General features: G+C 45.2%; 20 protein-coding genes and 1 other RNA gene. 17 read left to right on the forward strand and 4 right to left on the reverse strand.

What is annotated here, in order from left to right; all coding sequences use genetic code 11:
- Positions 1–16: 16 nt before the first annotated feature.
- The 15 genes from QMD03_02745 to QMD03_02815 all read left to right on the forward strand — a co-directional run bounded on the left by QMD03_02745 (position 17) and on the right by QMD03_02815 (position 15490).
- Positions 17–295 carry a cell division protein ZapA gene (locus QMD03_02745; protein MDI6776150.1) on the forward strand — a complete coding sequence of 93 codons (279 nt, stop codon included), beginning with the start codon at positions 17–19 and terminating at the stop codon, positions 293–295.
- Positions 294–489, forward strand: a non-coding RNA gene (ssrS, locus tag QMD03_02750) — 6S RNA. The genes QMD03_02745 and ssrS overlap by 2 nt, the downstream gene beginning before the upstream one ends.
- Positions 490–667: 178 nt before the next feature.
- Positions 668–2233 (forward strand): ribonuclease Y, encoded by a 1566-nt coding sequence (rny, locus tag QMD03_02755; GenBank protein ID MDI6776151.1) that lies wholly within the window; start codon positions 668–670, stop codon positions 2231–2233.
- Positions 2234–2242: 9 nt separating this feature from the next.
- Positions 2243–3049, forward strand: a complete 807-nt coding sequence (locus tag QMD03_02760) for a TIGR00282 family metallophosphoesterase (protein MDI6776152.1) — start codon at positions 2243–2245, stop codon at positions 3047–3049.
- A gap of 1 nt (position 3050) precedes the next feature.
- The gene (gene tyrS, locus QMD03_02765) at positions 3051–4334 is read left to right on the forward strand and encodes a tyrosine--tRNA ligase (GenBank protein MDI6776153.1); all 1284 of its coding nucleotides are present in this window, start codon (positions 3051–3053) and stop codon (positions 4332–4334) included.
- Between the two features lie 110 nt (positions 4335–4444).
- On the forward strand, positions 4445–5107 hold the full coding sequence (locus QMD03_02770; protein ID MDI6776154.1) for a DUF5752 family protein: 663 nt from the start codon (positions 4445–4447) through the stop codon (positions 5105–5107).
- A gap of 124 nt (positions 5108–5231) precedes the next feature.
- Positions 5232–6323, forward strand: a complete 1092-nt coding sequence (locus QMD03_02775; protein ID MDI6776155.1) for a glycosyltransferase — start codon at positions 5232–5234, stop codon at positions 6321–6323.
- Positions 6320–8599: a bifunctional alpha,alpha-trehalose-phosphate synthase (UDP-forming)/trehalose-phosphatase gene (locus tag QMD03_02780; GenBank protein ID MDI6776156.1), complete on the forward strand. Its 2280-nt coding sequence runs from the start codon at positions 6320–6322 to the stop codon at positions 8597–8599. Before QMD03_02775 ends, QMD03_02780 begins: the two co-directional genes overlap by 4 nt.
- Entirely contained in the window at positions 8559–9248 is a 690-nt protein-coding gene (locus QMD03_02785) for a Crp/Fnr family transcriptional regulator (protein MDI6776157.1), read from the forward strand. Before QMD03_02780 ends, QMD03_02785 begins: the two co-directional genes overlap by 41 nt.
- 106 nt (positions 9249–9354) lie before the next feature.
- Positions 9355–10056, forward strand: a complete 702-nt coding sequence (locus QMD03_02790) for a response regulator (protein ID MDI6776158.1) — start codon at positions 9355–9357, stop codon at positions 10054–10056.
- A 306-nt stretch (positions 10057–10362) separates the two neighbouring features.
- Positions 10363–10905: an ATP synthase F1 subunit delta gene (gene atpH, locus QMD03_02795; protein ID MDI6776159.1), complete on the forward strand. Its 543-nt coding sequence runs from the start codon at positions 10363–10365 to the stop codon at positions 10903–10905.
- Between the two features lie 124 nt (positions 10906–11029).
- Complete coding sequence (gene atpA, locus QMD03_02800; protein ID MDI6776160.1) at positions 11030–12535, forward strand: F0F1 ATP synthase subunit alpha; 1506 nt, start codon at positions 11030–11032, stop codon at positions 12533–12535.
- 152 nt (positions 12536–12687) lie between these two features.
- A complete protein-coding gene (gene atpG / locus QMD03_02805; GenBank protein MDI6776161.1) occupies positions 12688–13563 on the forward strand; it encodes an ATP synthase F1 subunit gamma in 876 nt (291 codons plus the stop codon).
- Between the two features lie 87 nt (positions 13564–13650).
- A complete protein-coding gene (gene atpD, locus QMD03_02810) occupies positions 13651–15060 on the forward strand; it encodes a F0F1 ATP synthase subunit beta (GenBank protein MDI6776162.1) in 1410 nt (469 codons plus the stop codon).
- Positions 15061–15076: 16 nt separating this feature from the next.
- Positions 15077–15490, forward strand: coding sequence for a F0F1 ATP synthase subunit epsilon (locus QMD03_02815; protein MDI6776163.1), 414 nt, complete (start codon positions 15077–15079; stop codon positions 15488–15490).
- 457 nt (positions 15491–15947) lie between these two features.
- Here QMD03_02815 and QMD03_02820 read toward each other — a convergent pair whose 3' ends face one another.
- The gene (locus QMD03_02820) at positions 15948–17723 is read right to left on the reverse strand and encodes a carbon starvation CstA family protein (protein ID MDI6776164.1); all 1776 of its coding nucleotides are present in this window, start codon (positions 17721–17723) and stop codon (positions 15948–15950) included.
- 316 nt (positions 17724–18039) lie between these two features.
- Between QMD03_02820 and QMD03_02825 the strand changes: the two genes are divergently transcribed.
- Entirely contained in the window at positions 18040–18342 is a 303-nt protein-coding gene (locus tag QMD03_02825) for a hypothetical protein (GenBank protein ID MDI6776165.1), read from the forward strand.
- Positions 18343–18345: 3 nt separating this feature from the next.
- Positions 18346–20040, forward strand: coding sequence for an AarF/UbiB family protein (locus QMD03_02830; GenBank protein ID MDI6776166.1), 1695 nt, complete (start codon positions 18346–18348; stop codon positions 20038–20040).
- Positions 20041–20190: 150 nt separating this feature from the next.
- Here the strand turns inward: QMD03_02830 and QMD03_02835 are convergent, their stop codons facing one another.
- From QMD03_02835 to QMD03_02845, 3 genes are all read right to left on the reverse strand, one after another.
- Positions 20191–21108, reverse strand: a complete 918-nt coding sequence (locus QMD03_02835; GenBank protein MDI6776167.1) for a nucleotidyl transferase AbiEii/AbiGii toxin family protein — start codon at positions 21106–21108, stop codon at positions 20191–20193.
- Complete coding sequence (locus QMD03_02840; GenBank protein ID MDI6776168.1) at positions 21105–21884, reverse strand: type IV toxin-antitoxin system AbiEi family antitoxin; 780 nt, start codon at positions 21882–21884, stop codon at positions 21105–21107. Before QMD03_02840 ends, QMD03_02835 begins: the two co-directional genes overlap by 4 nt.
- A 304-nt stretch (positions 21885–22188) precedes the next feature.
- The gene (locus tag QMD03_02845; protein MDI6776169.1) at positions 22189–22320 is read right to left on the reverse strand and encodes a hypothetical protein; all 132 of its coding nucleotides are present in this window, start codon (positions 22318–22320) and stop codon (positions 22189–22191) included.
- Positions 22321–22534: the final 214 nt, after the last annotated feature.

A 22534-nucleotide genomic window follows, 5' to 3' on the forward strand; every position in this document is an offset into this window, starting at 1 on the left:
TTTTGAGGTAGCGTATTTGAAAAAGCGCTTTAATATCAAAATACTGGGGCAGGAGCTTTCAGTTGTAAGTGATTCGGGGGATGAACATGTGGCAAATGTTGTACGGTATGTTAATAACAAGGTGGAGGAAATAGGAAAAGCATCAAGCAATATCAACACCTTGAATGTTGCCATCATGGTGGCTTTAAACATTGCCGATGAGCACTTCAAATTTGAGGAAGTAAATAGAGGTATTTACAGTCAACTGGAAAGCAGATCTGAAGAGTTAATCAATCTTATAGATGAAATAAATTAATCCCCTGCGATGTGCGTGCTTAACGTTCATTTTTTGAGCCAACACCTTGAAACGGGAAACCTTTCCTTGTTCGCTGTGTGCATGTCTGCCTATATCTCCTGAGAGGGGGAGGTGGAAAGCCTGAAGCAACAACAGGGTACCCACCTTGTTGAGAGGTTCAAAAAGGTGGTTAACACGGCATCAGTGGGGGGTTTTTATTTTTTCTCCGTGATTGATTCCTGTAACCCATTTTTCCTTCTTGTTCCTTTCCCTATTTTTGTCCCCCTTAACGCAAAAAATATCATTTAATTGATAGTTTGGTTTTTCCTTTCGTCGTTTGTTAGTGCTCTGCCCTCAAACGACAAAACAGGAGCTGAAGGAGGTGAAAAGACTTTGCTATACAGCAGCATGATCATATTGACGATATTAGGTTCAATTGCCATTGGTCTAGTGTTAGGATATATACTGAGACAGAGACTTTCCAGGAAAAGACTGGAATCTTCAGAGAAACTTGCGGAAAGAATTATTGGTGAGGCAAAAAAGGAAGCGGAAACCATCAAGAAGGAGGCTGTCCTTCAGGTTAAAGAAAATCTCCTCAAATTAAAAACTGAATTTGAAAAAGATACGGAGGGCAGAAAGCTTGAACTTGACAACTTAGAAAGGAGGTTTCGCTCTAAAGAGGAAAACCTTGATAAAAGGATAGATACACTGTCACAGAAGGAGGCGAATATAGAGAACAGGGAAAAAAACCTGATACAAAAGGAATCCCTCCTCGGTGAAAAATACGACAGGTTAAATCGCATGATTGAAGAGCAGAGAGAAAGGCTGGAAAAGATTGCGGGAATTTCCTCCGAAGAGGCAAAGAACTATCTTGCCCAGTCCATGGAGGCTGCAGCAAAACGTGATGTGGCTATCACTATAAGAAAAATTGAAGAAGAAACAAAAAGGGAGGCTGACAGGAAGTCTCGGGAGATCATTGCCTATGCTATTCAACGGTATGCCGGCGAATTTGTCGCTGAGAATACTGTATCGGTGGTCAACTTGCCGAGCGATGAGATGAAGGGAAGGATTATCGGCAGAGAGGGAAGAAATATAAGGGCCATAGAGGCTGTCACTGGTATTGACCTGATTGTTGATGATACTCCTGAAGCGGTTGTCCTGTCAAGTTTTGATCCTATAAGGCGTGAAGTGGCAAGAATATCGCTGGAAAGGCTGATCACAGATGGTAGAATTCACCCGGGAAGGATCGAAGATATTGTCAAGAAGGTGCAGATGGAGGTTAATACTATTATTCGGGAAACAGGTGAACGGGCATCATTTGATGTAGGAGTTCATGATCTTCATCCGGAGATCATCAATCTCCTCGGAAGTCTCAAATTTCGCACCAGCTTTTCCCAGAATGTCCTCCAGCATTCTATAGATGTGGCATACCTTACAGGGATGATGGCCGCGGAGTTGAAGATGAATGTCAAGGAGGCAAAAAGGGCAGGGTTGCTTCATGATATCGGAAAGGGAGTTGATCATAAGGTCGAAGGAACGCATGCGGCTATCGGGGCCGATTATGCCAGGCGATTTGGTGAATCGTCAAATATTGTTCAGGCCATTGCCACCCATCATGATGATGGCCGAACAAACACTCTGTTAGGAGTCCTTGTTCAGGCGGCTGATACCCTTTCAGCGTCGAGGCCCGGTGCTCGCCGGGAGACGCTGGAAACCTACGTCAAGCGTCTGGAGGAACTGGAGAGTATTGCCAATTCTTTCCGGGGCGTTGATAAATGTTATGCAATCCAGGCCGGGAGAGAGATCCGCATCCTTGTGGAAAATGAAAAAATATCAGATAATGACGCCGTCATGCTCTGCAGGGATATTATCAAAAAAATTGAGGCAGAATTAACGTACCCCGGTCAGATCAAGGTAACTGTCATCAGGGAGACAAGGGTCTCAGATTTTGCCAGATAGGAATGTAATGTGAAAATATTATTCATTGGTGACATTGTTGGCAAGCCGGGCAGGAAAGCTGTTCAGGAAGTTCTTCCTCAAATCATTTCCCAGTATCAAATAGGTTTTGTGATTGCAAATTGCGAGAATGCGGCCGGGGGGTTCGGCGTGACCCGAGATATTATCGAGGAACTTTACCAGAGCCGCATTGATGTGTTGACCTCAGGAAACCATATATGGGATAAAAAAGAAATTACAGGATTCGTTGAAGACTATGAAACACTTCTCAGACCTGCCAACTATCCTGAGGGTTCACCGGGCCGTGGAAGTGTGGTTATGCCCGACTCCTCTGGAGGCCATGTGGGTGTCCTTAATCTGGCAGGGAGAATTTTTATGCAACCCCTCGATTGTCCCTTTAGAACGGCGGAAAGAGAGATCGGGAAGCTTAGGAAGAAGGCAAAAATTATTATTGTTGACATCCATGGAGAGGCTACTTCAGAGAAAAAGGCCCTCGGCTGGTTTCTTGATGGCAGGGTCAGCGCTGTCTTGGGTACCCATACCCATGTGCAGACCGCCGATGAAAAGATCCTGCCAGGCGGTACCGCCTATATAACCGATGTAGGTATGACCGGTCCTTTCGATTCTATCATCGGGTTGAAGAAAGATGATGTCCTCCAGAGATTTTTAACCCAGATTCCCAACAAGTTTAATGTGGCCAAGGATGACGTGTGGCTTCAGGGGGTCGTGGTAGACGTTGATGGGAATAACGGTAAGAGTGTGGGAATTGAAAGGTTGAGTGTAAAGATAAAGGACTTAAGGGAAGACAGGAGTTTTTGATTTGAAGAGTGTATACGATGTCTTTCTTGAAAGGGGATTTATTGAGCAGATTACGGATGAAGCGCTGATTCAGGATCTCCTTCATAATAATCGTATTACCTGCTATGCGGGCTTCGATCCAACTGCGGCAAGCCTGCATCTAGGAAGCCTTGTTCCCATCATGGCCCTGGCCCACATGCAGAGGCAGGGACACAGACCAATTGTCCTGGTCGGCGGAGGAACAGGTCTCATCGGTGACCCGAGTGGCAAATCCGAGATGCGTCAGATTCTCAAACCCGACCAAATCGCCCATAATACACAATGTTTGCAGAAACAGCTCTCCAGATACATTGATTTTAATGAAGGTAAGGGCATTTTGTTAAATAATGCAGATTGGCTGACAGACCTCAAATATATTGATTTTTTAAGGGATATTGGACGACATTTCAGTGTGAACAGGATGCTGGCCGCAGAGAGTTACAGGACGCGCCTTGAAAAAGGACTTAACTTTATAGAATTTAGTTATATGCTTCTGCAGGCGTATGATTTTTTATATCTCTTCCAGCATTACGATTGTGTTCTCCAGATGGGGGGAAACGATCAGTGGGGGAATATGCTGGCGGGGGCCGAGCTGATCAGGAGGGTTGAGGGGAAAACAGTGCATTGTATAACGTTTCCCTTGATCATAACTTCCCCGGGACATAAGATGGGCAAAACAGAAACGGGGGCTGTATGGCTTGATCCGGAGCTGACATCACCTTACGAATATTACCAATACTGGATCAATACCGATGATGCCGATGTGGAAAGATTTCTGGCTCTTTTCACCTTTTTACCGATGGAAGAGATCAGGCAGACAAAAGGGCTGGCCAATTCTCAGTTAAATATGGCAAAAGCAGTGCTGGCCTTTGAGGCAACGAAAATTACCCACGGAGAAGGAGCGGCAGTAGCTGCCTGGAAAGCATCGTCAGAGGCCTTCAAGACAAGGCCAGTTGATCACGTGCTGTTTCCGTCAAGCAAGATCCCGCGGGGCGATGTTGCCGGAGATATTTCGGCAATACCTTCGATTACGAAAACCAGAAAAGACCTGGAAGCGGGCATTCCTGCCTTTAAACTCTTTCATGACGCTGGTCTGTGCGGCACCAGCGGAGAGGCCAGAAGGGTAATCGCTCAAGGAGGCGGATATGTCAACGAACGGCAGATCACGTCTTTCGATGAGAGAATCGGCCTGAATCACATAAACGATCAGGGTGAAATCCGTCTAAGGAAAGGTAAAAAAAAGTATTTCCTTATCACAGTAACATAAAATCGCTAAAATCCTCCGTTAATTGCTTTATCACCCATTTTAATATCTTTTCACGAAAATTGGGTAGTATCCCTTACGCGGAGGTTTGTCTATCTAAGAGAGGAAAAGGAATGGAAGAAATAAGCGAGCCTTTTGAATTTAAACAATGCATAAGCATTTTAAAATCCACAGGTAAAAAGGCCAAAAATCTCCGAGAACTAAGAGATGCAATAGCCACAGTAAGTGATGAGTGCATATTTCATCATACCTACCAGTATTTTTTAAAAGGACACATTCTTGAATACACCAGTGACTTTGCACATTGGGCAGGAGAGAGCCTTGAGGAAAGGGCATTGGCGGAGCAACTTTCAAATATAGACCCATATGACTTTAAAGATATTAGTGATTTGAGAAAAGAACTATTGGGTGTAATAGATGACTATCTAAAAAGATTTCCGGCGCCGAGGGAGGCAATGCCGAGCAATGAATTTTTCTTCAATGAGACAGCAATACTCATATTTCCTGTCGGAATAAGAGCCAAGAACCTTGCAGAGTTTCTTATGGCTATAAAATATGTTGATTCGGGCTCTATATACTATCATTTCTATGAGGCAAGGATACGTCTGGGAGGTGGAATAGATGACTTTTCAAGATGGATTGAGGATGCCGGTAAAAAGGAACTTACTGAGAGGATAAAGGCCATAGACCCATTTATGCACAACATAGAAGGGATAAGGGAACATATAGTTGAGGCGGTTGAAGAAGAGGTGAGGAAAGATATGGAGGTTATATAGACCAGTGTTTAATCAGTATTCAGGCATATCGCCCAAAGGTGATTTATTACTTTTGCAGATGCTGGGTGCAAAACTGTATAATAGGTCTTTCCTACATATCAATTCTACCCGTGCAGGTGGTGGGGTGGCCGAGATACTGCAGAGGATGATACCTATAATCGTCGAACTTGGCATTAATGCGAGATGGGAAGTTATAGAAGGAGATTCAAGATTCTTTGACATAACAAAGAAGATACATAATGCCCTTCAAGGTAGGCTTGAAAAAATTACCGATGATATGTGGCAGTATCACTATGAGGTCAACAGGAGAAATATTGAAAGACTTAATCTTGAGGCAGATGCAGTCTTAATACACGACCCCCAACCGGCGCCTCTCATTGAATTCAGGAAAGGTGGGCGATGGATATGGCGATGTCATATAGACGTATCAAATCCTCAGCAAGAGGTTAGCGACTATCTTTCTAAGTATTGCGAAAAGTATGACGCTGCTATTTTCTCTGTGGCAAAATTTGCAAGGGCAATGGCTATGGATGAATTCATTATTCCGCCATCCATAGACCCTATCAGTGAGAAAAACAGGGAGTTAACAGGTGAAGAAATAGATGAAACATTGAATAAGTTCCAGATACCGACAGACAGACCAGTGATACTTCAGGTTTCTCGATTTGACAGATTTAAAGACCCCATCGGTGTGATTAAAGCTTATAGGATTGTTAAGAAATATAATGATTGTATCCTCATCCTCGCAGGGAGCCCCGCAATAGATGATCCAGAAGGAGAAACAGTCTTAAATGAAGTCAGAGAATATGCAGCCAATGATACTGATATATATATCCTTTTATTACCTCCCTTCAGTGATAGGGATATAAATGCCTTACAGAGGATAGCAACTGTAGTTTTACAAAAGTCTTTGAAGGAAGGGTTTGGTCTTACAGTGTCCGAGGCAATGTGGAAAGGAAAACCTGTCATGGGTGGCGCTGTGGGAGGTATTCCGCTACAGATAGTACATGGTGTTACAGGCTTTCTTATTCATTCAGTAGAAGGCGCTGCATTCAGAATAAGGCAATTCCTTAATAATCCTGAGATGTTAAAGAGAATGGGTGAACATGCCAGAGAATATGTAAGAAAGAATTTTCTTATTACAAGACAGATAAGGGATTATCTATCAGTGTGGTATTCAATTGAGAATAAAGGAAAGAGCATTCTTGAGTTATGAATTCTGAGAGGTTAAAGGCTTTTATAGAAGAACGTTTCTCTAAAGGGGCGCTGATAGTAGTGTCTAATAGGGAACCTTACATACATAAAAAAACAGAACTGAGCATTAAGATAGAGAGGCCAGCAGGTGGCCTTGTATCAGCAATAGATGATGTTTTGAAGGCGACTGGTGGAATATGGGTAGCATGGGGAAGTGGAAGCGGAGATAGAGATGTTGTTGATGATAGAAATTCCGTAATGGTACCTCCAGAAAATCCTTACTATACCCTAAAAAGGGTATGGCTCAGTCCGGGCGAAGTAGATAACTATTATGATGGGTATTCCAACCAGGTCCTATGGCCTCTTTGCCATATAACCCTTGACAGGGTATATTTCAGAAAGAAGTTCTGGCGGGACTATAAAAAGGTGAACCAATCTTTTGCCAATGCTGTTCTTGAAGAGGCTGAAGAAGATTCAATAATATGGATTCATGATTACCACCTCTGTCTTGTGCCAGAGATGCTCAGGGAAAAAGAGACAAAATTGACAGTAGCACATTTCTGGCATATTCCCTGGCCTGACTGGGGTGTCTTCAGGGTTTGCCCTCAATCAAAGGAAATACTTGAAGGATTGTTAGGGAATGACCTTATAGGTTTTCAAATTCCCCTCTTTGTGAAAAACTTTTTAGACTGTGTGAGAGAATGTCTCCATGCGGATGTGGATTATCAAAATTCAACAGTTACCTATAAGGGACGTACTACAAGATTAGAGACATTTCCCATAAGTATAGATTACGATAAATTCGATTCGATGGCGTCTTCTCAGCGGACAATAAAGATGATGAAGAATATAAAAAAGAAATATGAACTCATGCAGGGCTATATCGGTATCGGCGTTGACAGGCTTGAATATACAAAGGCTCTAATCAAGAGACTCCAGGCCATTAACCTGTTTTTTGAAAAATCTGAAAGATTCAGGAGAAAATTCACATTTATTCAGATTGCCGTCCCAACAAGGATAAAGGAACCATATCTTAGTTATAAAAAGACTGTTGAGGAACTTATCGCAAAAGTTAATGAAAAATATTCAGTGGGATGCTGGAGGCCGATAATTTACATTGATACAAAGGTTGAACATAAAGACCTTGTTGCCTATTACAGAATGGCTGATGTCGCCATAATAAGCTCTGTTTATGATGGAATGAATCTTGTGGCAAAGGAATATATAGCATCACAGGTTGACGAGAAGGGTGGGCTGATTCTAAGCGAACTTGCAGGAGCGGCAGACGAACTGGATGGGGCAATTCTTGTAAATCCTTACGATATTGAAGAATTCTCTGACAGTATAAAAGGGTCATTGATAATGTCACAGAGAGAAAAGGCAAGTAGAATGACAACCTTAAGGAGACAGGTTAAGGGAAACGATATTTATAAATGGGTTTATGATATTCTTCGTGAAATAGTAACAATCTCAAATACAAAAAATAAAAAAATATTTTATCTCTTCGACCACATCAGTGAATTAGAGGGAAAAATATCACCTAACATCTTTCTATTCCTTGACTACGATGGAACGCTGACTCCTATTGTTGAGTTACCGGATAAGGCGTTTATTCCTGACGATATACGTTCTCTTATAATTAGATTAAAGGAGTATATCCCTATTGCTGTAGTAAGTGGCAGGAGCCTTCAGGACATAAAAGAAAAAGTGGGGATTGAAGACATAGTTTATGTTGGAAACCACGGGGCAGAGATATGGGATGGCAAAAAGGCAATCATAAGTCAAGGCTCAAAAGTCGAGACTCGCATATTAAAAGAACTCTTAGCTCGGTTAAAAGAGGCGTTGTTACATATACAGGGGGTGATAATTGAGGACAAAGGTTCTACTACAAGCATACATTTTAGAATGGTAAAAGTTAAGTATTTAGGGGAGCTTTTTGACAAATTCTGGAGTATTGCAAAGGATGTCGAAAACACTTTCAGAATTACTTCCGGCAAAAAGGTTTTTGAAATGAGACCGCTAAATGCCCGGGATAAGGGTGATGCAGTATCATGGATAATCGAAAACATGGGTAACGGGAGAATTCCGATTTACATAGGCGATGATACAACGGATGAGGATGCCTTTCGTGTATTGAAAGGCATTGGTATATCTATTTCTATAGGTGTTTGCTCTGAATCTGATTATTATTTGAAAAATCAGAAAGAAATAAAAGAATTTCTACAGGAACTTTTAAAGCTCGAAGAAAATTTAAGCGATGGACATTATAGACCAGATAGCTGCCATCCCGTTGTTTGAAGGTCTTCCCGGGGACCAACATGAGAATTTGGCCGCCATAGTGATAAAGCAGAAATTCAGTCGGGGGCAGATCATCTTTTCTGAGGGAGAGGAAGGCAACGGCTTTTATGTTGTTGTGTCGGGCAGGGTCAAGATCTTCAAGCTATCACCGGAGGGGAAGGAACAGATTCTCCACATCTTTGGTCCCGGGGAACCTTTTGGTGAGGTGCCGGCCTTTGCCGGCCAACACTTTCCTGCCTATGCGGAAGCTATAGAAGATAGCAGGACATTATTCTTCCCTAGAGACTCATTTGTTGACCTGATCAAAAAGAACCCCTCTCTTGCCTTGAATATGCTGGCCGTCTTATCCCTACGTCTCCGAAGATTCACCATGCTGGTTGAAGAACTCTCCCTCAAAGAGGTGCCTGGAAGGCTTGCCACATACCTTCTCTACCTCGGCGAGCGGGGAGATGAAGATGGTGAGTTGGTATTGGATATCTCTAAATCCCAGCTGGCCAGCCTTCTGGGCACTATTCCCGAGACCCTTTCCCGCATCTTAGCCAGAATGATAAGGGCGGGGCTCATTCACTCGGACGGGTCCCGCCGTATCCAGGTATTAGACAGAGAAGCTCTGGAAGAGTTAGCCTGTGGAGAGAGACGTCTATCTTAGTAAGCGTTCAGCCGTCAGCAATCAGTAACCCCTGTTGTCTTTTTGTTTTTGCTGAAAACTGAAGGCTGATAGCTGAACGCTTACCTGAATCTTAAAGGGGGTAAGTATGTCTGTGAAGATACTGGTCGTTGACGATGAGGAAGACATCGTTGATTTGATTTCTTACAATCTTGAAAAAGAGGGATTTGCCGTCATCAAGGCCTATGACGGGGAGAAGGCCCTAGAACTGCTTAAAACCCAGAAACCTAAGCTGGTTATTCTTGATCTGATGCTTCCGGGTATCAACGGGTTGGAAATATGTAGATTAATGAGAAAAAATCCGGAAACGGAATCTCTGCCGATTATCATGTTGACGGCAAAGGGTGATGAGGTGGACAGGATACTGGGTTTAGAGATGGGGGCCGATGATTACATCACCAAACCCTTCCATGTTAGAGAACTCATTGCCCGGATACGGGCAGTTCTGCGAAGGTCCGAAGAACGACCGGAAACTGACAAAGCGGGAACCTTTACCTTTAAGGGGCTCCATATAGACTACAATACCTATGAAGTCACCGTTGATGGGAAAAATGTTGAGCTTGGCCCTACGGAAATCAAGCTGCTGAGATTTCTCACCCGGCACCCCGGCAGGGTTTACAGCCGGGATCAACTTTTAGACTACGTTTGGGGAGATGAGACCTTTGTGGAACCTCGAACGGTAGATGTCCATATCAGCCGGCTGAGAGCGGAAATTGAAAAGGATAAAAACAAACCGCAGTATGTTCTTACTATCAGAGGGATCGGCTATAAGTTCGCCGACATAAGATAAGCTGAACAAACTTCTGTTATTCCAACACGGGAATGCCACCTCTCCCTTTTCATGGGGCATCTCCTCCCTTCGGAAATGGCGACGCTTTCTCTTTAACTTGTCTCTGAGAGGGGCGACATAATACATACAGATTAACCAAAAATTACTTGACAATAATTGAGGGCTATGATTAGTACGGCACGTTTTTTTGACATTCAAATGTCATCAGTATTTTAGTACTTTTCCGGTGGGCGAAGATCAAAGAAGATATTGGAGGGCATTCTCTACAAACCAATCTTAGAAACCATTAGGTAAGAGGTGGTGACATTGATCGCAAGCGGTATTGCAAAACGTTATGCCCGGGCATTTTTCGAGATAGCTAAGGAAGATAATCAGTTTGAGAAGTACTATGATGAACTTAAAATTTTTGCCTCCCTACTTGAGGAAAACAAAAACCTGAAGGAATTCTTGTCGAATCCCATTTTTGATCGGGCTGATAAAAAGGCCGTTATAGAAGCAGCGTTACAGAGGATTAGTATCTCCAGCATGACTGTCAATTTTTTAAAGCTGCTGACTGATAAACAAAGGATGGGCATCTTCTCCGATATAGTAAGTTGTTACCGGGAATTTATGGACCATGCCCTCAGAAAGGTAAGGGTTGACGTTAAAACGGCCTTTCCCTTATCTGCTGAATTGATGAAGAACCTTCAGAAGGGTTTGGAAGAGCTGACCGGTAAGAAGGTGGAAATGACGGTAGGAGAAGATGCGTCATTGGTAGGCGGTATTGTGGTGAGGGTTGGGGATACGCTTTACGACGGAAGTGTTAAGACGCAGTTAGACAATATAAGGAATCTCTTGACAGCTTCATAACCCGCATAAAGCGGAAAAGTGACTAAAGTGTGAAGTGACTAAAGTTTTTGATTTTTCTGTAACTTTAGGCATTTTAGCTCACTCCAAACTTCACACTTAGGTGCCTGAAGGGGAGGGGTAGTGTATGGAGAGAATCAGGGCAGAGGAAATAAGTGAGATAATTTCCAAGCAGATTAAAGATTACGAAAAGAAACTGGACATCAGTGAAACAGGAACGGTACTGTCCGTGGGAGATGGCATCGCCAGGGTCTACGGTGTGGAAAACGCAATGGCCATGGAATTACTTGAATTTCCCGGTGGGATACTGGGTATGGTTCTGAACCTCGAAACCGATAATGTAGGGGTTGCCGTCCTGGGAGAGGTCACACATATCAAAGAGGGAGATATCGTAAAAAGGACGGGCAGGATTGCCCAGGTTCCCATAGGAGAAGCTGTACTAGGTCGTGTTATTGATGCAACTGGCGCGCCACTCGACGGGAAAGGTCCCATAGAGGCGACTGAGTTCAGAAGAATAGAGATGATTGCCCCCGGTGTTGTTCAGCGCCAACCGGTTAACGAACCGATGTACACCGGTCTGAAGGCTATTGATGCCATGACACCTATTGGAAGAGGACAGAGAGAACTTATCATCGGCGACAGACAGACAGGGAAAACGGCAATCTGTATAGATGCTATCATCAGACAGAAGGATACAGGTGTTAAATGTATTTACGTTGCCATCGGTCAGAAGAAATCAACGGTAGCCCAGGTGGTGGAAAACTTGAGAAAGTATGATGCCATGCCTTATACCTGTGTTGTCGCTGCCTGTGCCAGCGATCCGGCGACCCTGCAGTATATTGCGGCATATTCAGGATGCAGCATTGGTGAATATTTCCGGGATAAGGGGGAAAATGCTCTGATTATTTATGATGACCTTTCCAAACAGGCTGTCGCTTACCGGCAGATATCACTTCTTCTGAGAAGACCACCGGGACGTGAGGCTTACCCCGGAGATATTTTTTATAACCATTCGAGGTTATTAGAACGGGCAGCCCGGTTGAGTGACGAGCTCGGAGGTGGATCTCTGACGGCGCTTCCCATTATTGAAACCCAGGCAGGTGACGTTTCTGCCTATATTCCCACCAATGTTATTTCGATCACCGATGGCCAGGTCTACCTCGAACCAAGTCTGTTCTTCTCCGGTATTAGGCCGGCGATCAATGTTGGTTTGTCGGTTTCAAGGGTAGGCGGTGCCGCTCAAGTGAAGGCCATGAAACAGGTAGCAGGAACACTGAAACTTGATCTTGCCCAGTACAGAGAATTGGCCGTTTTTGCCCAGTTTGGCAGCGACCTGGATAAGGCAACTCAGTTTCAGCTGGCAAGAGGTATCCGTCTGGTGGAAATCTTGAAACAGCCTCAATTCCAACCCATGTCTCTTTCAAAGCAGGTTGTTATCCTCTTTGCCGGTACGAGAGGTTACCTCGATAAATATGAGGTTGAAAAATTGAAAGATTATGAGCCTCAGCTTCTTTCCTTTGTAGAGAGTAAGCACCCTGAGATCATGCGAGAAATTGAAGAGCAAAAGGTTATTAGCCCTGAAATTGAAAAGAAGATGAAAGATGTACTGACGGAGTTCGATTCTGTCTTTTAAGTCGTATGTCATAAAACATCAGTCATAAGTCGTATGTCATAAGTCATAAGTCATAAAACATCAGTCATAAGTCGTATGTCATAAGTCGTAAGTCATAAAACATCAGTCATAAGTCGTATGTCATAAGTCGTATGTTGAGGGAGCAAGCTTAAATGGCTGCATTGAGGGACATCAAGAGAAAGGTTACCGCAGTTCAGAAAACCAGGCAGATCACCAGAGCCATGAATATGGTGGCTGCGGCAAAATTTAAATCTTCTCAGTCGAGAATGGTAAATTTTAGACCCTATGCGAGTAAATTCATGGATGTCTTAAGTAGCCTGGCTCTCCGCGTGGAACCAGACGCTCACCCGCTTCTTGCCGTAAGGGAACCGAAAAAGCTCAGAGTGATCAGCATGACGTCCGACAGGGGGCTCTGTGGAGGTTTTAATGCAAATGTGATCAAGGCTACAGAGCGATTCATAAGAGAAAGGGTGCGTGAAGGTAAAGAAATAATACTGATTCCTATCGGGAGAAAAGGGAGAGATTACTTCCGAAAGAGGACAAATATTACAAACGAGCGAGTGGATGTATTCGGACGATTCGACATGACCTTGGCTGTGGAAATCTCGGAAAGTATTATACCTCCCTTTGAAAAGGAGGAGTATGATGAATTATACCTCATTTACAACGAGTTTTATAATGTAGCTATCCAGAGGCCGGCGGTGGTAAGGATGCTTCCCCCTCTTTCCTTAGATCAGAATTTAGAGATTGCCTCTGGCAGTAGGCTTGATTATATTTATGAACCAGGCGCCGACGCTTTGCTGGAAAAGCTTCTCCCTCTGTACGTTCACAACATGATCTACAGGGCGCTCGTAGAAACATCTGCCGGTGAAAATGGTGCCAGAATGGTCGCTATGGACAATGCAACCAAAAACTGTGATGATTTGATCAACAACCTGACTTTGAAATATAATAAAGCGAGACAGGCATCTATCACCGCAGAGCTGATGGATATTGTAGGTGGCACGGAGGCGCTGGCCAAGGGATAAAATCAGTCGTAAGTCGTAAGTCGTATGTCAAAAGACTTATAACTTATGACTTATGACGTATGACTGATGTTTTATAAGGAGATGGGTATGAATATAGGAACAGTTGCACAGGTAATAGGACCGGTTGTTGACGTGGCATTTGAAGAGGGAAATCTCCCGAATATCTTTAATGCGGTTACCATAACCAATCCCACGATTAATGATGAAGAGGACAACCTGGTCGTCGAGGTTGCCCAGCACGTGGGTGATAGCGTTGTCAGGTGCATCGCCATGGACATCACAGATGGTCTCGTCAGGGGTATGAAGGCAAAGGATACGGGCCTACCGATCAAGGTGCCTGTTGGACGTGAATGCCTCGGCAGGATACTGAACGTTGTCGGCAGACCGGTTGATGGTTTGGGTCCTGTGGAGGCAAAAAACTATGTGCCGATCCACAGAGAGGCCCCAACATTTCTCGAACAGGACACAGCGGTGCATGTTCTGGAAACGGGGGTCAAGGTTATTGATCTGCTGGTGCCCTTTCCGAGAGGTGGGAAGATGGGGATGTTCGGTGGTGCTGGTGTCGGTAAAACCGTGGTGATGATGGAGATGATCCATAATATTGCCATGCATCATGGTGGTATCTCCGTATTCGCCGGTGTTGGTGAAAGAACCAGGGAGGGTAACGATCTCTATCTCGAAATGAAGGAATCCGGCGTTATAAAACAGGCCGCCCTCATCTATGGTCAAATGACTGAGCCACCGGGAGCGAGAGCAAGGGTAGCGCTGACGGCTCTGACAGCGGCAGAGTTTTTCCGGGATGTGGAAGGGCAGGACGTGCTCCTTTTCATAGACAATATATTCAGATTTACCCAGGCAGGTTCTGAGGTTTCCGCGCTGCTCGGCAGAATGCCCTCGGCAGTCGGCTATCAGCCAACCCTAGCTACAGACCTGGGGGAACTTCAGGAAAGAATTACATCTACCAATAAGGGATCAATTACTGCTGTTCAATGCGTATACGTCCCTGCCGATGACCTCACAGACCCGGCACCGGCAACGACCTTTGCGCATCTCGATGGAACTGTCGTCTTATCGAGACCGCTCACCGAACTGGGAATTTATCCTGCCGTGGATCCCCTTGATTCAACGTCCCGTATACTGGATCCAAACGTCGTGGGGGGGGAACATTATCAGGTGGCAAGAAAGTTGCAAATGACATTACAAAAATACAAGGATCTCCAGGATATTATCGCCATCCTCGGTATGGACGAACTTTCGGAGGAAGATAAATTAACGGTGAGCAGGGCAAGAAAGATACAGAGATTTTTGTCCCAGCCCTTCTTCGTGGCTGCCCAGTTTACCGGTACCGAAGGTAAGTTTGTACCTGTCGCTGAAACCATAAGAGGTTTTAAAGAAATCCTCGAAGGCAAGCATGATGAGCTACCTGAACAGGCATTTTATATGGTCGGCGGCATTGACGAAGCGGTGGAAAAAGCAAAGAGGCTTGCAGAACAGTGAACCCGGAGGATTTTAAATGACTGACGAGCCTGTTGTAATCCTCGAAATTGTTACCCCTGAAAAGATGGCCTTCAGTGGGAAGGTGGAACAGGTGACAATACCGGGAAGTGAAGGCCAGTTTGGTGTACTCAAGGGACATGCACCCCTTCTCAGTTCCGTTGATATCGGCGAGTTGAACTTCACCCAGGATGGTAAAAAAACTTACTATGCCGTAAGTACCGGTTATGCAGAAGTTGCATCCGACAGGATAACCGTTCTGGTAGAGACAGCCGAGAGGTCCGATATGATAGACAGGGAAAGGGCAAGAAGGGCTAAGGAGGTGGCAGAAGTCAAACTACCCAAAATGTCCGGAGAAGACGCGGATTATGAGAGGGTAAGGGCAGCCCTGATGAGGGCTCTAATGAGGCTTAGTGTCTCAGAGAAGCCATAGCCGAGAATTTGACTTAATATTTCTTTATTTCTCCCTTCCCTGAGAGCTTTGAAAATTGGATTCATCCGCGCTCAAAAATCTTTTGACGATCATGCACGTCTCGCTTCGCTGCAAAGGCAAAACTCGCGCTTGAGCGCTCAAACATTGCCTTTGCGGACGCTTCGCTGCGACGGCATGGTGCCCGAAAAACATTTGATTCGCTCTCCTGAATCCAATTTTCATTATTTTTCAAAGGTCCCATAATATTCTGTCGGTTTTCCGGGTCAGACCACACTCACTGCAACGCCTTTGCCCCGTTGATAACTTCCCTCCAGAATGCGGCAAGCGTGGCTTCTTTAATGCTTACCACCCAGTGCATGGTGGCCCGGAAAAACCTAAAGAGAAGCCTGCTCCCGCTATGCCTCCCGGAGGAGGATACCGCCGCATGGATATGTAAGGCGTGTTACCCTTTTTTGTCTTAGTCTGTCATCAGAGGATCAACTACAGGCAATTTAGCACCTTTTCTATAACCGGAAAAGGTGTTCCAGGCAAGAACAGCAACCCCTGATGCCAGGATTACGAGCACAATATCAACACCGATTAATGTCATATTGCCGGAGGGAATGTACTCTGCCTTCAGGAGGTATAAAAGAGAAGCAACTGTTGTAACCATCATAAAGATGGAAGGCAAGATTGTAAACCAGTTGGGTCTGCCCCTGCCCGTCAGCCAGACGGAGATGACAATTAATGTAAGCGCTGCCAGAAGCTGGTTTGCAGAACCGAAGATGGGCCAGATAGCAAGAAAAGCTTGCTTATAGGCAAGGAGAAACATGATAACAACAACAAGACCGGCATTGAAATTAAAGGATTTTAAAATTGCATGAGGGTGGTCAAATATCATCTTCCATAATTCCTCCAGAAGGTATCTTCCTACTCTCACTGCTGTATCCAGAGTTGTGGCTAAAAATCCCTCAACCATCACCATGCCAAAAATAGTTCCCAGATAAACGGGAAGGGATAGACCCTTGTTCAATATAAGCCCCATTCCCAGGGAAAAGGCAAGGAGGGGATTTGATTTTTCTCCTGCAATTTCTGGAAAAACTATATTAGTATATTCTGAAAAGGGTAGTCCAGAGGCTACGGTAATGAGAACCATAACAGCTAAAGCTGATTCAGCAAGCATTCCCCCAAAAGCTATCCTTTTGGCAGCAGATTCAGTTGCTACCTGTTTTGATGTCGTTCCCCCGGCAATCAGTGCGTGAAACCCCGATATGGCCCCACAGGCAACGGTTATAAACATGATGGGCCAGAAAAGACCGAGTTTTGCTTCTCCACCGGTAATATTCACAGCAGGAGCGTTTATCCCTATCCCCTGGACTCCACCGGCGATAATGGCAAGAAGCAAGGCCCCCATCCCGCCGTAAAGGATAAAAGCGTTGATAAAATCTCTGGGCTGAAGTAATACCCATACAGGCGCTCCTGCGGCAAAGAAGCAATAAACGGAAAGAATGAGCATCCATTTTTCCGGTGAAAGTGTTACGGGGATTTGCATGCCTACCTGGATCGAACCGAAGGCAATAAAAACCGCAATGATTGAGGCAACGACAATCTTCGTTCCTCTCCTGTAGAGCAGGTAGCCAAGAAATGGCGCAGCCATAGTAATGACAATGGCAGATGTCGAAGCAATACCCCCGATGAGACCCTTGATTTCACCCGTCCTGACATCCACAACTGTACGAAGAAGGGTTTGATCGGGAGGAAGCTGAAGGGTTCTTAACTTAACCAGTGAGGCAAGTGCTGTAGCTGTTAATCCCAGAAAAGCCCCGCAAACAAGGATAACCAAAAAAAGTGTGAAGAGAATGAAGAGGATAAATCCCCCATTCCCCATAGTTGTGCGGGCAACTTCAGCCATAGATTTCCCCCTTTCTCTCATGCTTATAAAGAGGGCTGTATAATCATGGACGGCGCCGAGGAATATCCCTCCCAGGACAATCCACATCCATGAGGGGTAAAAGCCGTAAAGGAGGGCCACAGTCGGGCCTATAATAGGACCTCCACCGGCAATGGCAGCAAAGTGATGAGAGAATACCACAGGGGTTTTTCCTGCTACATAGTCTCTTCCGTCTGCCATAGAGTTTGCGGGTGTTTGGTGCGAATCTTTTGCATTAAAGGTTTTTTCAATGTAGGCTGCATAAACCTTATACGCCATAAAAAAACAGGCAATGGAAACCAGAAGCAATACTAAAATGTTCATCAATTCCCTCTTATAAAATTTAACTTATTTTTCATCTCCTGTCGGCTTGTTTTGAGTATCTGCCTTTAAAATAAACGCACCCTACGAGGGTGCGGCTACTTTCCATGTGTTACATTCTGTAATCGCAGGCTACAAAGAGTTTGTCCACAGGCCGGCACAAGTTGACATTTTGTGAGGGAAATTATAGAAGTTTTCAGATACAATTACAAGAGATGACCTGCCTGGAACGGTCACCAGTGAAATGGTTAAACCTTTTGGTGATCGCTGGCATATCGGTATGGACAGGAAAAATAAATGCAAAGGAGGAAAAATAGCAATGCCGGATTTTATTAAAAAAGCGATGTTGGCTGGCGCAGGGTTGGCCTTCATGACAACAGAAAAAATTCAGGAGTTCGTTGACGAGCTTGTCAAAAAAGGGGAGGTTACAGAAAAGGAGGCCAGAGAAACGGTCGCGGACCTAAGGGAAAAATCGAAACAGTTTAAAAAAGAGATGGAGGAAAGGACAGAAAAAATTGTGACCGGTATCTTGAGGCACCTGAACGTGCCCACGAAAGTTGAGTTGGAAGAGATCAAAGAGAGACTTGAGAGGTTGGAGAAGTCAGGCGAGCATAAGGAATAAACGATGCGCATCCGTAAGATCAGCATCCTCTCGCATACTTACCGGAATATCCATCGTTACCGCCAGATACTTGCCATTTTGTTTAAATACGGTTTTGATGATCTGATTGGCAGCCTCTACCTGGGGCCGTATCTCAGGATGGGCATGCGGATGATTTCCGGCAAGCGTCGCGAGAAGGTGGAAAACCTGAGCACGTATGAGCGGCTGCGCATGGCACTTGAGGAACTGGGACCTATTTTCATTAAGATGGGGCAGGTACTTTCTACCCGTCCCGACCTGATCCCTGTCGCACTCATCCGGGAATTGACAAAACTGCAGGATAAAGTTCCGCCGTTTCCCTTTTCTCAGGTGAAAGAAATCGTGGAGCAGGAAATTAAGGCCCCTCTCGATGAGATTTTTCTTCAATTTCAGGAAAGTTCCATTGCAGCGGCATCTATCGGTCAGGTCCACCGGGCACAACTGAGAACCGGGGGACAGGTCATTGTTAAGGTCCAGCGTCCCGGTATCCGCCGGATAATTGAAGCGGACCTGGAGATTCTCTTTCACTTAGCCACCCTGATAGAAAAATATGTGGAGGAAGGGGAAATATATCGTCCTACGAGGATAGTTGATGAGATTGCCCGCACCCTGAAAAGAGAAATCAACTATAACGTTGAGGCCTCTCACACGGAACGCTTTGCCCGGCAGTTTATCGGCAATGAATCAATTTATGTACCCCGAATATTCAGACAGGCAACAACGGAACGTGTTCTCACAATGGAATATGTGGATGGTATCAAGGCCTCCGAGATTGCCCTCCTGGACGAGAAAGGTTTTGACCGGAAGATCATTGCCTCCCGGCTAAACGATCTAATCCTCGAACAGATATTCAAGCACAGGTTTTTCCATGCCAACCCCCACCCGGGAAACGTGTTCATCCTGCCCGGCAATGTGATCTGCTATCTCGATTTCGGCATGATGGGGCGTGTTGACCGGCAATCCAAGGAGCACTTTGCCGACTTCGTTCTGGGCTACATCCGTCACGATGAATCGAGAATAGCGGATGCCATTTTGAGGATTGTAGAATGGGATGAGGAACCTGACCGCCGGGCACTGGAGAACGACATTTCCAACTTCATAGAGTTGTATCTGTATCGTCCCATTAAGGAATTGCGCATGGAGAATATGTTTCATGAACTCCTCGATCTGATTGCCCGTCACAAACTGAGGCTGCCACAGGACATCTTTCTCATAGGTAAGGCGTTAACAGAAGTCGAAGGGCTCGGGCTGGTGTTGTACCCTGATTTCGACACGACCAGAGAGGCGGCCCCCTTTATCAGAAACCTTATGCGGGAGCGGCTGCACCCCAAACGACTGGTGGGAGAATTCGTGACCGTAGGCGGGAGGCTCATTCATCTCCTGAAAGATATTCCCCAGGAGCTCCATGAGGTACTTAAACAGCTTAAACAGGGGAAAACGCGAATCGGTTTCCAACACGAGGGGCTTGAACATTTTATCTCCGAAATGGACAGATCATCAAACCGGATTGCCTTTTCTCTTATCATCTCCTCCCTGATCATCGGATCGTCTCTCATTGTTACCTCCGCTTCAGGTCCACATCTATTTGGCTTTCCCCTCCTGGGATTTTTAGGATACTCCATGGCCGGTATTTTAGGCCTCTGGTTGCTGATATCCATCCTCCGTTCAGGAAGCCTGTAAGGAGTTCTAATCGCCTTTTCACTTCTGTTGATGAGGGGAATGGTTTGAGCAGGGGCACTCTGCCATCAGCTCGACATAGAGCCCTTTGAACCATTCCGGGACCAGTTCTTTTCTTATCACGGAAAAAGATAAACCCATAACGGCAGTCATCTATACTCCCAGGTAATCCTCCAGTTTGTGAACTGCCTTTTTGTGTTTTGATGGGCTCATACGACCGATATTCAAGAGCTTCCACTTGACGGCGGGCAGGTTCTCGACCCCTTCAATGCCTATCAACTCCCACCGAGGCGTCCCTTCTTTGATGGAGACAATGAATTGTTTTTCCTGGACAGTCAGTTCTCTTGCGATCATGGAAACCAGTTCTTCTCTGGTCTTTTCCAGGTCCTCGCATGTAACCTCTTCCAAAGTCATGCCTTGAAATTCAGTTTCAAAGACAGGCTGGATATCAACAAATCCCGGATTGAGAACCTCGACCATGGACCGGTCATGGCTGATCAGGTAAACGACAAACGCCTTTCGCACGGCGGTGCTAAAGTTGCCATATTTGAGAAGCATCATGATATCGAAGAGGTCCCGCGGATGCTGGCGATCCAAGGCGGCGCAGATTTTCCCGGCATATAGTTCATTTTCCGATAGGATTTGACTCTCCACAGAAATCTCAAAAAGATCAACGGCATTCGGAGAGATGACTCTTCTTGCAGGCGGATATACAGAACCTCGTATGACCAGATTCGGTTCGATCTTGACGATCGTATCCTGTTTCTTTACAAGCAATCCGCTCAGTAAATCGGACCCTCTGGTTTTCCTGGGAGTAACCTTCGTTTCTGGAATCCTGCTCTCGATGTCCTGAGATATCCTTACAAGAGCAAAGCTTATCTCCCGGAGGGACACATCCCTTTCACCAATGGGAAGATATACGAGGTCAATATCTATGGAGATACGGGGAAGATTTCTGACGAAAAAATTGATAGCCGTCCCACCTTTCAGGGCGAAGACGGCTTCTCTGTCGATTAACGGAAGTATCCGCAGGAGCAACTCGGCTCGTTTGAAGTAAACGTTATCGATCATGAAGGCGTCCCTTCACGATCTACGGGAACGGTTATCCGATATTTCGCGTCAAACTGGCCATGCGGCACGATCATCCGCTTCCCTTTCCCGAGATCGACTTTCGATAAATCCAGCTTCGACAACCAAGTATGTTCCTTTTTTTCTGCCATATAAAGAAAAAGTCTTTTCACCTTTACGGATCGGCATGCCTCCAGCAGCCACTGGACAAGATCGGTACGAAGGGCAACGAGGTTTTCCATGATCAATTGGGTCTCGTCGAATCCGACTTCTTTTGGCACCAGATGAAGCATCTCCATGGCCGCCCTTTCCGGCGCCGCTATCCTGACCGAAAAATCACGTTCCCTAAAATCAGTAAATCCCTCCCGGCAATCCGCGGGGAAGAGATTCGTCCGCGTCACAACAAACTTAACGCCGAAACGATCTTCCTTGAACCAGGTTGGCAATATCAGTCCCCGAGGACCGTACAGAAAAACTTTATTCTGTCTCGCCGGCAGGTAATGGGCATATCCTTTCAATTGTAGGGCTGTTTTTCCTCCCACATGGACAGGAAGAGAGAGCTGATTCTGAAGGGTATAAAGAGCGCCTGGCCAATCCACCTTATTCCCAGCGCGTATGTAAGCCCCTCGGCCAAATGATTCCAGCCAGCCGCTGTTCTTATATTTTACGAGCAGATCCCGACTGAAACCGGAAGCAGTAAGATAGGAAGTGGCGCTGGGAGTGCCGACCGTCCACTGATTTATTAAACGGTTTATTTTTGTTTTGCTTTCGGTACCCATAGTCGTCAAAAAACCACAAACTTAAACCAATGTCAAGGCATAGTTTGAATATGGGTGTTTTTGTAGACCTCCTGTCGTCTAATATGAACATTATTAAACTGCTGAAGTGGAAGGAATGTTAAATTCGCATTTGCGGATTGAGTTGACGTTTTGAAGCGATATGGGTAGTCATTTTACCTGTCCAAGCGCGAAATGCCAACAATTTGGATTTCCACTTGGCTTCAGTGTCACCGCTTCGTCATTACCTCGTTATATGGATATTATTCCCCTGCATTTGTCAACATTTGCTGGTATATCTATCATCTCACTGCCCAACCCCCATCAGATTCAGCATCCCCAACTTCTCCCGGCATCCGGGACAAAAATCATCGTCGCTTGCGGTTCTGGTATTTTTCAAAAAGATGTCCCCCAATTCCCTTGCCGGGTCATAGTCCATTTCATGTTGGACATCATATGGTTTCAAGCAGTTACGGCAAATTTTCACAGTTATTTCTCAATGAATTAAATGGCTGTATCGCTTACTATACGGATCGGTCATGAATAGATGGCACTGACCCAGTTTGTCATCCCATCGATTTTGTGAAGCTTCTTTGATTTTATCACCGATTTTCGCGGAACAATTTGACATAAGATTTTCGTCGGCTCTTTAT

Source organism: Syntrophales bacterium (assembly GCA_030018935.1).
Taxonomy (GTDB): Bacteria; Desulfobacterota; Syntrophia; order Syntrophales; family CG2-30-49-12; genus CG2-30-49-12.

Coding starts and splice junctions, on each gene's coding strand:
- QMD03_02770 (MDI6776154.1), top strand. CDS start 4,445: ATGGAAGAAATAAGCGAGCCTTTTGAATTTAAACAATGCATAAGCATT.
- QMD03_02780 (MDI6776156.1), top strand. CDS start 6,320: ATGAATTCTGAGAGGTTAAAGGCTTTTATAGAAGAACGTTTCTCTAAA.
- QMD03_02785 (MDI6776157.1), top strand. CDS start 8,559: ATGGACATTATAGACCAGATAGCTGCCATCCCGTTGTTTGAAGGTCTT.
- QMD03_02790 (MDI6776158.1), top strand. CDS start 9,355: ATGTCTGTGAAGATACTGGTCGTTGACGATGAGGAAGACATCGTTGAT.
- atpA (MDI6776160.1), top strand. CDS start 11,030: ATGGAGAGAATCAGGGCAGAGGAAATAAGTGAGATAATTTCCAAGCAG.
- atpG (MDI6776161.1), top strand. CDS start 12,688: ATGGCTGCATTGAGGGACATCAAGAGAAAGGTTACCGCAGTTCAGAAA.
- atpD (MDI6776162.1), top strand. CDS start 13,651: ATGAATATAGGAACAGTTGCACAGGTAATAGGACCGGTTGTTGACGTG.
- QMD03_02815 (MDI6776163.1), top strand. CDS start 15,077: ATGACTGACGAGCCTGTTGTAATCCTCGAAATTGTTACCCCTGAAAAG.
- QMD03_02820 (MDI6776164.1), bottom strand. CDS start 17,723: ATGAACATTTTAGTATTGCTTCTGGTTTCCATTGCCTGTTTTTTTATG.
- QMD03_02825 (MDI6776165.1), top strand. CDS start 18,040: ATGCCGGATTTTATTAAAAAAGCGATGTTGGCTGGCGCAGGGTTGGCC.
- QMD03_02830 (MDI6776166.1), top strand. CDS start 18,346: ATGCGCATCCGTAAGATCAGCATCCTCTCGCATACTTACCGGAATATC.
- QMD03_02835 (MDI6776167.1), bottom strand. CDS start 21,108: ATGATCGATAACGTTTACTTCAAACGAGCCGAGTTGCTCCTGCGGATA.
- QMD03_02840 (MDI6776168.1), bottom strand. CDS start 21,884: ATGGGTACCGAAAGCAAAACAAAAATAAACCGTTTAATAAATCAGTGG.
- QMD03_02845 (MDI6776169.1), bottom strand. CDS start 22,320: ATGGACTATGACCCGGCAAGGGAATTGGGGGACATCTTTTTGAAAAAT.